The sequence below is a fragment of the Streptomyces coacervatus genome, from assembly GCF_029223485.1.
Classification (GTDB): Bacteria; Actinomycetota; Actinomycetes; order Streptomycetales; family Streptomycetaceae; genus Streptomyces; species Streptomyces coacervatus.
In genome coordinates this window covers 13,144-24,569 of the sequence record NZ_JARHTP010000016.1, presented here as the reverse complement: position 1 = coordinate 24,569, position 11,426 = coordinate 13,144, and the positions used below count along the sequence as shown (strand labels likewise).

Annotated in this window: 11 protein-coding genes; 5 read left to right on the top strand and 6 right to left on the bottom strand. The window is 67.5% G+C overall.

The genetic code is table 11. The features are described from left to right. Nucleotides 1-697 precede the first annotated feature (697 nt). Nucleotides 698-934, bottom strand: a complete 237-nt coding sequence (locus P2Q00_RS33430) for a hypothetical protein (RefSeq protein ID WP_275777298.1) — start codon at nt 932-934, stop codon at nt 698-700. Nucleotides 935-986: 52 nt separating this feature from the next. Here P2Q00_RS33430 and P2Q00_RS33425 point away from each other — a divergent pair, with 52 nt between their 5' ends. Further along, nucleotides 987-1,127: a hypothetical protein gene (locus P2Q00_RS33425; protein WP_275777297.1), complete on the top strand. Its 141-nt coding sequence runs from the start codon at nt 987-989 to the stop codon at nt 1,125-1,127. A gap of 380 nt (nt 1,128-1,507) precedes the next feature. Beyond that, entirely contained in the window at nt 1,508-2,725 is a 1,218-nt protein-coding gene (locus P2Q00_RS33420; protein ID WP_275777296.1) for an IS110 family RNA-guided transposase, read from the top strand. Nucleotides 2,726-3,108: 383 nt separating this feature from the next. Here the strand turns inward: P2Q00_RS33420 and P2Q00_RS33415 are convergent, their stop codons facing one another. From P2Q00_RS33415 to P2Q00_RS33400, 4 genes are all read right to left on the bottom strand, one after another. Further along, nucleotides 3,109-3,414, bottom strand: a complete 306-nt coding sequence (locus tag P2Q00_RS33415; RefSeq protein ID WP_275777295.1) for a hypothetical protein — start codon at nt 3,412-3,414, stop codon at nt 3,109-3,111. 237 nt (nt 3,415-3,651) lie between these two features. Further along, nucleotides 3,652-3,993: a hypothetical protein gene (locus tag P2Q00_RS33410; RefSeq protein WP_275777294.1), complete on the bottom strand. Its 342-nt coding sequence runs from the start codon at nt 3,991-3,993 to the stop codon at nt 3,652-3,654. 50 nt (nt 3,994-4,043) lie between these two features. Beyond that, complete coding sequence (locus P2Q00_RS33405; protein ID WP_275777293.1) at nt 4,044-5,138, bottom strand: WD40 repeat domain-containing protein; 1,095 nt, start codon at nt 5,136-5,138, stop codon at nt 4,044-4,046. A gap of 35 nt (nt 5,139-5,173) precedes the next feature. Beyond that, nucleotides 5,174-6,145 (bottom strand): FAD-dependent oxidoreductase, encoded by a 972-nt coding sequence (locus P2Q00_RS33400; RefSeq protein ID WP_275777292.1) that lies wholly within the window; start codon nt 6,143-6,145, stop codon nt 5,174-5,176. A 108-nt stretch (nt 6,146-6,253) separates the two neighbouring features. Between P2Q00_RS33400 and P2Q00_RS33395 the strand changes: the two genes are divergently transcribed. Both P2Q00_RS33395 and ltrA read left to right on the top strand, forming a co-directional pair. After that, the gene (locus P2Q00_RS33395) at nt 6,254-7,147 is read left to right on the top strand and encodes a LysR family transcriptional regulator (protein WP_275777290.1); all 894 of its coding nucleotides are present in this window, start codon (nt 6,254-6,256) and stop codon (nt 7,145-7,147) included. Nucleotides 7,148-7,948: 801 nt separating this feature from the next. Beyond that, nucleotides 7,949-9,202: a group II intron reverse transcriptase/maturase gene (gene ltrA / locus P2Q00_RS33390; protein WP_275777288.1), complete on the top strand. Its 1,254-nt coding sequence runs from the start codon at nt 7,949-7,951 to the stop codon at nt 9,200-9,202. Nucleotides 9,203-9,329: 127 nt separating this feature from the next. Here the strand turns inward: ltrA and P2Q00_RS33385 are convergent, their stop codons facing one another. Then, a complete protein-coding gene (locus tag P2Q00_RS33385) occupies nt 9,330-10,016 on the bottom strand; it encodes an HAD family hydrolase (protein WP_275777286.1) in 687 nt (228 codons plus the stop codon). 162 nt (nt 10,017-10,178) lie between these two features. Here P2Q00_RS33385 and P2Q00_RS33380 point away from each other — a divergent pair, with 162 nt between their 5' ends. Next, the gene (locus P2Q00_RS33380; RefSeq protein ID WP_275777285.1) at nt 10,179-11,360 is read left to right on the top strand and encodes a helix-turn-helix domain-containing protein; all 1,182 of its coding nucleotides are present in this window, start codon (nt 10,179-10,181) and stop codon (nt 11,358-11,360) included. Nucleotides 11,361-11,426: the final 66 nt, after the last annotated feature.

The following is an 11,426-nucleotide window of genomic DNA, read 5'->3' as shown; positions in this document are numbered from 1 at the left end:
CTGGTGGTGGATGTACTGGTCTGGGTGATGGAGCGGAGGGTCGTGCTGGCCGACCGCGCCGAGCGGTTGCGTAAGGAGCTCGTAGAGATCGATGCCGAGGTGGCCCGGCTGGATGCCGCCGAGGTGGTGATCGGTCGGTTCATCGAGGCCGAGCGGAGGGGCAGGTCGATGACCCCGCCATGGCCGAGGAGTTGGAACGGATCGCGGCCACTCCGGGGGCTGGCGGGATGCTTCTGGTCCCGCACCGCTAGCCAAGCATGGACGAGAGCGTGCTGCCCGCCGGCTACCAGGCAATCAGGAAGATCGTGGCCGCAGCCTCGGAGCCTGTCCGGGCCAAGGACGTCAGTATCCAGCTCGGCAAGGGTACTGGGCCCGGGCAGGTCGAGCCGGTCCGTGACAGGCTCAAGCGCCTGGCGGACCGGGGCTGGCTGCACCGCACTCCCGCCGGCCGCTCCGCTCACGCTGCGCCGACGCGTGCCCACGAGGCTAGCCGGGTCATGGGTCGATCACCGTGGAGAGCGGCCACGGTCAGAGCAGCCTCCGGCGGGGGCGCTCGGGCTCCGAGATGGCGGGGGCGCCGGCGAGGGGTGGCGTGCGCGGGATGGGAGCTGGGGAAGGTGGTGGGTTGAGGTGACCTGCGATGTCGCGAGGAGTTCTGTCGACAGGAGGTCCGCAACGCGATCGAGGCCCGTGCCGACTAGTCGCCGGGGGCGGTGACGCATGGATGGTGCACGCATCCGCCCGGCGGCAGGGCATGGATCACCCAGTGGATCCCGAACGCCACGGCCGCCGCGGCCGCCAGGAAGACCAAGGCATGGGCCGCTCTGGCCCACCAGGCGTCCCACAATCTGACAGTCACCGCCAGGAACCCGACGACCAGCACCGAGAGCATCACGGCGGCTATGACGAGACCTGCTATGAACAGCTGATACATGAGATGACGATGCCCACTCTCGTGCCCATCCTCGGTTGCGTCCAAGGAAGTCGTGTACGGATTGGACCGGTTCATCACCGGCCGACGGGCGCCCCGCGGCCATCCGCTCACTGCCGCCCAGAAGGAAGCGAACCAGCTGGACAGCCGCGAGCGAGCGGCGAACGAGCACGGCTTCGCCGACCTGAAGAACTAATCCCTTTTCAAGGGCAACCCGAGGGAGCCCCGTCGTTCCTTGGGTGTTCGAGTCGGGTGCTGGACGTATGCCTTCTGAAGAACGGGCCTTGATGCCTCTCGCCAGACCGGTGACATCCAGCACCCGCGAGCGTCAACACCCAACACCTCGGCCGCTCGTTGGTGTTGGTGGTGTGAGCCCACTCCGCGGTGACTTCTTGATACGCCCGGGCCGTTCGAGCTCCTGCGCAGACCGAGGCCCGTGGGGTGCGCTGGTGCCACGAACGGCTCGTGAGGTGGCGGCACATCCGCAGTGGCGGTTGATGCCTGGGATTAGTGCGACGCGTGGCCCGCATGCGCTCGTGACCAGCGTAAACATCAGCACATCGGGAAGGAACTGCCTTGATCTACTGCGGAATCGACTGGGCCGAACGCACCCACGACGTCGCCCTGGTCGACGACGCCGGCACGTTAGTTGCCAAGCGGCACATAACCGACGACGCCGTCGGCTACAAGCTGCTGCTCGAGCTGCTCGCCGAGCACGGCGACACCGAGGAGAACCCGATCCCGGTGGCCATCGAGACCTCCCGCGGCCTGCTCGTCGCCGTGCTGCGGACCGGGAAGCGGAAGGTGTACGCGATCAATCCGCTGGCCGCCGCCCGCTACCGCGACAGGCACAGCGTCTCGCGCAAGAAGTCCGACCCCGGCGATGCCCTCGTCCTGGCGAACATCCTGCGCACCGACATGCACGCACACCGGCCGCTGCCCGACGACTCCGACCTCGGCCGGGCGATCGCCGTCCTCGCCCGTGCCCAGCAGGACGCCCTGTGGAACCGGCAGCAGCTCGCCAACCAACTACGCTCCCTGCTCCGGGAGTACTATCCGGCCGCCCTGGACGCCTTCGCTACCTGGACCAACGGCCTGTGCCGCCCCGAGGCACGCGAACTCCTCAAGACCGCCCCGACCCCGACGCGGGCGGCACGACTGACCCGCAGCCAGCTCCAGGCGGCCCTCAAGCGCGCCGGCCGCCAGCGTGGTCTTGCAGCCGAGGCCGACCGGCTCCGCGACGTCTTCCACGCTGAGTGGGCCCACCAGCCCCCGCTCATCGAGGACGCCCTCGGCAAGCAGATGCTCGCCCTCCTGATGCAGCTCGACGCCGCCTGCGCTGCCGCCGATCAACTCGCCCAGGCGGTGGAAGAAGCGTTCCCTCAGCACCCGGACGCCGACATCCTGACGAGCTTTCCCGGGCTCGGCATCCAGCTCGCCGCCCGGATCCTCGCCGAGATCGGGGACGACCGCACCCGCTTCGCCGACGCCCGGGGGCTGAAGGCATACGCAGGCTCCTCGCCCATCACCCGGGCCTCTGGCAAGAAGACGAGCATCACCCGCCGCTGGGTGAAGAACGACCGGCTCAACCACGCCGGCTACCTATGGGCCTTCGCCGCTCCGAACGGATCACCCGGGGCCAAAGCCCACTACCGTCGACGCCGCGACGAACACGGCGACTGGAACGCCGCCGCCCGGCGGAACCTGTTCAATCGAATGCTCGGACAGCTCTATCACTGTCTTCAGAAGCACGAGTTGTTCGACGAACGCACCGCTTTCCCCACCGCTGCTTGACACGTTGGCAACGTGAGGTGTCTGGCGATTGCTCACCAAAGTGCGCATGAACGCGCGGCACGCGACCACGCCGCTGCGGCTCTCCTCGTACTGACGAACGCCGAGGCCCACCGCCGCCAGACGATCACCCGCTACCGATCACGCCCACGACCAGTACAAGCATCCCAGCCTCGACCCACGCCAGCCCCGTGACCTACAACTTCAAGATGACGCAGGCTCACTGGAACCACGCCTCGATGCAGACGTGACAACGGATCAGGCGATGTACCGGCTGATAGCCACGGTTGAGGCTGCCTGCACCGATCCACGCGGAGATGGAAACCCTTGCTCAATGCCACGCGGGCCGATCGTTCGGCGGTCGGACGGAGGGGCTTGTGCCTGCTCTACGCGTGCATCGCGGTGGTGAAGTACCACAGCAGGAAGGCGGCCATGGCGAGCGTGATCGGCACGCCGACGAGGAGGCGGATCAGCAGGATCAGGGTCCTGACCCACGGTTGTCCCGGTCCCATGGCGAAGTCGGGTCTGGCTGGGTCGTAGGAGATCGCTATGTTGTCGGGAGCCGAGCGCGCGCCGCTGCGACGGACTTCGTGAGTCGTGCCGGCGGTGTCGGTGAACTCGTACACCACGATCCCGGGGGTGTTGTCGTCATCCCCGGGCATGTAGTCCGCGTATGTGGCGATGGTTGTCACGCCGTACCGGTGCAGCAGCCACCAGGTCACCGTGGCGCGCCACGTGCTGCGGGCTACTGCGCAGCCGAACACAACTCCCGCGAAGGTGGCGGCCCACAACTTGGCGAGGTGCCCGTCTCCCGCCCGCGCGGGGAGCAGCAGGCCGAGGGCGAAGAGAAAGGTGAGCGCGGAGCAGGCCCACCATTCGTCCGTGGACAGGAATGGTCTGCGGGGTGTTCTGGGCGTGGGGGGGCGTTCCTACGCCTTCACCAGGGCCGCGCCGTCGATGCGTCTTTCGGCCTCGTCCCGTTGCGGGAGGGCGGCGTTGACGGCGTTGGCGAAGGCTTCCACCTCTTTGATGCTGCGGGAGCTGATCGCGCAGACCGTTGCCGCACGGGCTCCGGCGGCCGCCGAGTTCAGCCGGATCTCGGCAGTTGGGCGCTTGTTCCTGGCGACATGGACGGCCTCGATCGCGTGGAGGGGAATGACCAGCCGGATGCCTGCCCAGTCCAACGCGACGGCCTTGCGTTTCAGGTGGGCTGTTCCGCCTCTGCCGCGCAACATCGTTCCGGCTGCGGGCTCCGCGTCTCTGACAGTCATCACTTGGTCCCCACAATGGTCGACTGGCGTGGTCTACAAGGGAGTCGTGGTCACCGGTTCGGCCACAGCCGCACCGTGCCGTCGAGGCTGCCCGAGGCCACGGTCCTGCCGTCCGGGCTGAACGCCACTGATGTCACCTTGTCGGTCTGGCCGGTGAGGGTGTCGACGGGGACGACGTCGAGCGAGCTCGTGTCCCACAACCGCACGGTCCTGTCGTCGCTGCCGGTTGCCAGGGTGTCCCCGTCCGGGCTGAACGCCACCGCGGTCACCGGGCCGGTGTGGCCGGTGAGTGTGGCGACTGCGGTGTCCGTCTCGGGCGTCTCCCACACGCGTACGGTGCCGTCGGCGCCGCCCGTGGCCAGCAGGTCGCCGACCGGACTGAACGCGAGGGGCTTGAAGCCGTGCCCATGCGGAAGTTCGAGGGTGGCGTCGCCGAGGGGGTCGAGCAGGTCCCACAGCCGTACCGGGCTGTCGCTCCGGTCGTCGCCGCCCGTGGCCAGGATGTATCCGTTCGCGCTGAACGCCACTGCGTTGACCACGGTCATGCCCTCGGGCGTCAGGGTGTCGGTGACGGTGCCGGTGGCCAGGTCCCACAGCCGGGCCACGCCGTCGCGGCCGCCGGTGGCCATGGTCTTGCCGTTCGGGGCGAACGCCAGGTCCAGGGTGGGAATGGGCAGCGCGACGCCGGTGGGTTTCGCCACGTTCCACAGGGACACTTGAAGGGTGCCGGCCACGGCCAGCGTCCTGCCGTCCGGGCTGAAGGCCAGCTTTGTGACGTCCTCGACCTGGTGGGGCCAGGGGGTGGTCGCGGCGCCCTTGGCGAGGTTCCACGACCGCAGCGTGCTGTTGATACCCCGGACTCCGGACAGGCCGGCGACGAGTGTCTTGCCGTCCGGGCTGAACGCCACGCTGCGGGCGTGGCCGTCGGGGACGGTGAACACGATCTTGCGGGGTTCGTCGTCGCCCGCTCTCGACTCGATCTCCGCGAACGTGACGGTGACGGCGGTCAGACCGAGCGCGGCGAGCAGCAGCGTGCGGCGCCGCACCTTGGCGCGGGGCCCCGTCGGCGGCCGGCCGGGTTGCGGTGGTGTCCCGCCGACAGACGTGGCGGGCGTGTCGGTCTTGGCGGGTTCGGTGGAATCCATCGGCGTACACCCGGTTCCTGAGTAGGGGAGCGGTGCTAACGGGGCTGGTGCACAAGGGCGGTCGCGGCGTCCGCGCAGCCCCAGGCGAGGGTGACTCCGGCGCCCCCATGGCCGTAGTTGTGCACGAGCCGGCGTATCCGGCCGGGCGGGCGCGGGTCGGCCTCCAGGCGAACTCCGCTGTCGCGAAAGGGACGTAGGCCCACCTGGTGGCCCAGGACCGGGGCGCCCGCCAGTTCCGGCAGCAGTTCGGTGCAGCGGCGCAGGATCGCGGCGGCGGTGGCGGGGGACGGCGTGGTGTCCCACTCGCCGATCTCGAAGGTGCCGCCGAGGACGACGTCCGTGCTGCGGGGGTGGACGTATGTGTAGCCGTCGGCGTTGTCCTCGTCGCGCACGGATGTGGACAGCCCGGGGTTAGCGACGAGGACCAACTGTCCTCGTGCCGGCCGTATTTCGGTGTCGCCGCAGAGAGCGCGGGTCGCCAGGCCGGATGCGTTCACCACCACGGGAGCCCATGTGCATGCCTGCTCCAGGGCGTCGATACGGCGATGGATCAGCGTGCCGCCCGCCGCGGCGAGGCTCTGCTGGAGCCAGGGCAGGTAGTGGGACATCTCCACGGTCGGAACGGTGAACGCCCAGGCGCCGGTGAACGGGGCCCCTACCTCGTCCCCGCGCAGGGTGCGGAGGTCGGGAAGGGCGGAGGCCCACCAGGGGATGTCGTGGATCGGGCCGCGCAGCAGCATTCGGGTGGGGCGCATGACCACGCCGGGCACCCCGTCCGCCGCCTGGCGGGCGAACTCGTCGTGGGTGTGGGTGGCCCACTCCAGCACGCGCGGTTCGAACCGGGTGTGGGTCGGGTACCATACCGCCGCGGCGACGGAGGACGTCGTCTCGGCGGGCGGTTCGGCCGTGACCACGGCGACGCGGGAACCGGCCTGCTGCAGGCGCAGTGCGGTGGTGAGCCCGATGACCCCGGCGCCGACGACGACCGCGTCGAACCTGTCGCCCATGTCTCCCCCTCGATCGCCGAACCGTGTGTTGCCACTGTCGGCGGGGAGCTGACGGCCTGTCCAAGACCAGTCACGTTCAATGCAATAAGCCGCGCTTATAGTTGGCGGATGGACTTGCGGCGGCTGCGGTACTTCCTCGTGCTGGCCGAGGAGTTGAACTTCACGCGGGCCGCGCACCGACTGCACATCGCCCAGCCCGCCCTGAGCCAGCAGATCAAGGCACTGGAACGGGACATCGGCGCTCCACTGCTCGAACGGGGCAGCCGCGGCTGCCGGTTGACCGTCGTCGGCGGGGTCGTAGCCCACGAATCCAGCGGACTGCTGGCCCACGCGGCCGCGGCGAAGGAACGTATCCAGGCAGCCGTCGGCGGACGGCAGGGGCAGCTCCGCCTAGCCCTGACCCGCTCCGCCCGCGGCGGCCCCGTCGACGCACTCCTCGCCGCGTTCCGCACCCTCCATCCGGACGTGGAACTCGTCGTACGGACGGGGTGGACCGCGCACAACATCACCGAGCTGCTGGCCGGAAGACTGGACGCCGCCTTCGTACGGCCACCGCTGGACAGCGAGGGCCTGGAGTGTCGGCACATCGCCCGCGAGGAACTCCTCGTGGCCGTCCCCGCCGATCATCCCCTCGCCCGCGAACGCAGGATCACCCGCGGACGCATCGCCGCCGAACCCGTGATCCTCTGGCCGCGCGAGAACGCCCCCGGAATGCACGACCTGATCACCCGGCAGCTGTGGCCCGACAGCGGGCCGCGCATCGTGCGGGAAGAACCCGACGACGAGCAACTCCTCCTCAGCGTCGCCGCGGGCACCGGCATCGCCCCGGTGCCCGAGGGGCGTGCCCGTGCGCTGCGCATACCAGGGGTGCGGCTCAAGCGCGTGGCCGCGCCCATGCCCACCGTGGACCTCGCCCTGGCCCACCAGTCGGCAAGCGCCGCGCCGGCACTGCGAAGGCTCCTCAGCCTCGTCGACACCCTGCCCCCGCCGTCAGCCGACTGACGCCGGCTACAGTCCGATCGGCAGGTTCATGACCCCGCGTGGACAAACGTCTCTCCCGGGAGCGACCCTGCGAACAACCGAACTTGCTCGACGGGATCCACAGGAACCGCCCCGTGACAGACGATCACCTGCCAGCGATCTGTGCTGCGACCAGCACGAAAATCCCACCCACCACTCACACCAGCCCCATGACCAGCGTGTTCAGGTTGGAATTGGCCGTGTGCCACGAACAAGAGGAGGGGCTCAATGTAGGAGAGCCGCTGCGATTGATGCTGTGCAAGAGATGAAGGATTTGGCCCTTCGGAGCCGCCCTGCGGGGGGAGGCTTCAAACCGCCACATGCTGCGGGAGCGGCGACGCGACTGTGGTGAGCGATGTGGAAAAGGCACTCTTTGAAGTGTCAGGTAGGGATCAGGAAGACGAGCGCGAGCGAATCACTGACGACGTGTCGTTATCCAACTCAAGTGGCATCAAAACCGGGGCGATGGCTTTTGCTTCGGGATGAGTCTGGCGGGTTCCCGTTTATTGGCCAGGCGGTGTCCGGCATGGAGGTGACGTGAGTCTGATCTAATGCTCTTGTACGGAACGTGGGAAGTCATGCCCCGACACTGCATCCCGGTGGGGGCGCGAGAGGGAGCACTCCAAGCGGCGAACACCGTGAGGAGCTGAGTACCGGCGCGGGGCATGTCGGCGGACCGGCCCGTAGTAGTGCTGAAGCCCCTGTAATGGGGGTGGAGCGAAGGGGCCGGGTCACTCGTGACTGTGGGAGTTTGACCAACCGGACGCTCTCCGGGAGGAGTCGATGAACCAGTTGAAGTCACCGGAGAAGTCGTTTGAGATCTCGAAGTGGGAAGTCTGGGAGGGGTTCCAGGAGGTAAAGAGGAATCAGGGAGCGCCAGGGGTAGACGGGCAGTCCATCGCTGACTTCGAATCAGATCTGCGGGGCAACCTGTACAAGATCTGGAATCGGATGTCATCGGGGACGTACTTTCCCCCTCCGGTGCGAGCGGTGGAGATCCCGAAGCAGCATGGTGGCGGCACAAGAATGCTCGGCATTCCCACTGTCGCCGACCGCGTTGCGCAAACGGTGGTGGCCAGGCATCTCGGAGTTCGGGTGGAGCCTGCGTTCCACGAGGATTCCTATGGCTACCGGCCAAGACGGTCGGCTCTGGATGCGGTGGAGCGCTGCCGGACACGGTGTTGGAGGAAGGACTGGGTGATCGATCTCGACATTCAGAAGTTCTTCGACAGCGTCCGGTGGGACCTCATCGTCAAGGCCGTGGAGGCTCACACCGATGCCGTCTGGGTGATTTTATATGTTAAGCGGTGGCTCCAGGCGCCGCTTCAACTGCCCGACGGTTCCTTGCAGAAGCGGGACCGGGGGACCCCGCAGGGCTCCGCGGTCTCGCCCGTGCTGGCGAACCTGTTCATGCACTACGCGTTCGACCTGTGGCTGGCCCGCAACTTCCGGGATGTCCAGTTCGAACGGTATGCCGATGACGCGGTCGTGCACTGCGTCAGCGAGCGCCAGGCTCAACAGGTCCTGACAGCGCTCAGGAACAGGATGGAAGAGGTCGGGCTGCGGTTGCACCCCGACAAGACCAAGATCGTGTACTGCAAGGACGGGAATCGGCGCGGCGCTTACGAGCACACGTCGTTCACGTTCCTCGGGTTCACGTTCCAAGCCCGCAGAGCGCGGAACAGGAAGGGGAAGAACTTCACCAACTTCCTGCCCGCGATCAGCAAGGAGGCCCTGAAGAAGATCAGCGGGGAGGTCCGCTCCTGGCGGCTTCACCTGCGGATCGGCCTCACCTTCGCCGAACTGGCCCGCAGGATCAACCCGATCGTGCGCGGCTGGATGCAGTACTACGGAGCGTTCTACCGCTCCGAACTGCTGCCCCTCCTGCGGCGTATCAGCGCCTACCTGATGCGCTGGATCCGCAAGAAGTACAAGCGATTTCGGTCGTTCAAGGCAGCCCACAGGTGCTGGCAGCGCATCACCAGCCGGCATCCCAGGCTCTTCGCCCACTGGGCATGGACGCCGTGTTTCTGGTGATCAGAGTGACAAGAGCGGAGTGACGGGAGACTGTCACGCTCCGTTCTGTGGGAGCCCGGGGGTGAGACTCCCTCGGGCCACCCGACCATTGAGGTGCGGATCGTAGAACCTCGCGACCTCGCGACAGTCACTTCGATTGCCGGTCATCGCCACGCACGAGTTTTACGAGCACTTCGGTATCGCGCAGATCGGACAGCACCGCCTCTGCACCCTCGGCCTGAAGCGTTGATTCATTGCTGCGGCCCGACGCCACCGCGATCACCCGCACTCCGTTGGCGTGCGCGCCTTCCACGTCGGCTGGGGTGTCACCGATCAGGACCGAGTCCGCGGCAGTTGCGCCGGCGCGCTGGAGGGACAACCGGACGAGTTCGGCGCGCGTGTCGTCGTCCTCTCCGTACGCGCCGAGTTCCCAGCGGATGTGCCGGTCGAGGTCGAATACCCGCAGCTTGAGCTCGGCAACGGCCTTGATGTTTCCGGACACGACGGTCTGTTGGAAACCGGCGGCGTCGAGCGCGTGCAGGGCCGCTGCGGCGCCCGGGAGCGCAAGACCCCGTACTTGGAGATCTTCCGCGCGCTTCACGTGTTCGTCGGCCAGTGCCTCGGCGAAGCGCTCGAAGTCCGTCCGGTTCGTCGACAGTCCGTGCAGCTTCGCCGTTTCGCGGAAGATGACGGGCTCCGTGATGCCGTCGATCTTCGCCTGCTCACGCATCGCCCGTCCCGTGGTGCGTTCGAACGCCGAGGCCGACAGCTCGCGGCCGACACCGCGGGTATCGATCAAGGTGTGGTCGATGTCCCAGAGAACCAGCCATGCCATGGAGAGCCTCAACTTCCCGTCCGCTGCTGGTAACAAGATGTCACGTCGGGGTGCACGGATCATGCTCGAGCGCGCCTTTCCCGTTCTACGCTGACTCCAGGAGCCGTGATTGCGGAAGGGGGCCCAGGAGTGGACCCGGCGACACTGCCGGTTGGTGCGCGAGTGAAGTACTACCGGCGCAAGAACGGCAACCGTTCCCAGGCGGCCGTGGCCGGCCTGTGCGGCATCACAGAGCGCTACCTTCAGCAGATCGAAGCCGGTACGAAGGTTCCGTCCGCCCGTGTTCTGTCCCGCCTTGCCGCAGAGCTCGGAGTCCCCGTCGCCGCGCTGCTCGCCGACGAGCCTGTCGTGTGTCCCACGGCACCACTCACCGCCGCGCCGGCGGTGGCTCGCGCGCTCATGGGATGCGGGCCGCCACGCAACGATGAGCCTCCGGACGCCGCGGAATTGCGGGAGCGCGTGGGAGAGGCCTGGGGGATATGGCAGTCCTCACGGACTCGGTTCACCGAGGCCGCAGAGATTCTGCCCGATCTGATCACCGAGGTGGAGCTGGCCGTACGGGCCCACCGGACGGGAAATGACGCTGCGGCACGGCGCGAAGTCCTGCGGGTGGCAGCGGACTTGTACGGTCTGTTGCGCTCGTACTGCCGCCGCGCGGGACGGCTGGACCTGTCGCTGATGGTCGCCGATCGGGCGATCCGTGCAGCAGAGAGTGCCGATGACCCGGTGCGTATTGCTGCCGCGCAATGGAATCTTGGCCATGTCCTGTTGTCCCACGACGAGCCAGGAGCAGTCGACGAGGCCAAGGACGTTGCCCTTTCGGCGGTCGCACAACTGAGGCAGGCACCGGTCACTATCGCGAGCAAGGCAGTTGAGGGTGCTCTCGAACTTGTCGCGGTCGTATCCGATGCGCGCCGACATCGCTGGTGGGAAGCGCGGCAGCGGCTTGAGCAGCACGCCGCCCCGCTTGCCCGTCAGGTCGGCGAGGGCAATGTCCAATGGACGGTTTTCGGGCCGACCAACGTCGAGATGCACGCAATGAGTATCGAGATGCTGGCCGGAGAAGCCGTCGAAGGACTCCGCGTGGCTGATCAGATCGACACCAGCCGACTACCCAGCCGGGAGCGGCAGTTCACGTTCGGACTGGAGCTGGCTCGGTGCCATGACCTGCGCCGCGAAGATGCCGCGGTGCTCGTGCACCTCCTCGACCTCGAAGAGATTGCGCCCGAAGACCTTGTACGCAGCGCGCTCGCACGCAGCATGATCCTTGACCTGCAGAAGCGAGTCCGCCCCACATTCCGTCGTCAGGTCACGGATCTCACCCAACGACTCCAACTCGTCTGACACGAACCCGTGGTTCGCCCGAACTCTCAGTTCGGGGCGCGCCGTTGCTCTTCTTCTACCTTCACC

Excerpts from the sequence above, each read along its gene's own strand:
- P2Q00_RS33430 (WP_275777298.1), bottom strand. The coding sequence starts at position 934 with ATGTATCAGCTGTTCATAGCAGGTCTCGTCATAGCCGCCGTGATGCTC.
- P2Q00_RS33410 (WP_275777294.1), bottom strand. The coding sequence starts at position 3,993 with ATGACTGTCAGAGACGCGGAGCCCGCAGCCGGAACGATGTTGCGCGGC.
- P2Q00_RS33405 (WP_275777293.1), bottom strand. The coding sequence starts at position 5,138 with ATGGATTCCACCGAACCCGCCAAGACCGACACGCCCGCCACGTCTGTC.
- P2Q00_RS33400 (WP_275777292.1), bottom strand. The coding sequence starts at position 6,145 with ATGGGCGACAGGTTCGACGCGGTCGTCGTCGGCGCCGGGGTCATCGGG.
- P2Q00_RS33395 (WP_275777290.1), top strand. The coding sequence starts at position 6,254 with ATGGACTTGCGGCGGCTGCGGTACTTCCTCGTGCTGGCCGAGGAGTTG.
- ltrA (WP_275777288.1), top strand. The coding sequence starts at position 7,949 with ATGAACCAGTTGAAGTCACCGGAGAAGTCGTTTGAGATCTCGAAGTGG.
- P2Q00_RS33385 (WP_275777286.1), bottom strand. The coding sequence starts at position 10,016 with ATGGCATGGCTGGTTCTCTGGGACATCGACCACACCTTGATCGATACC.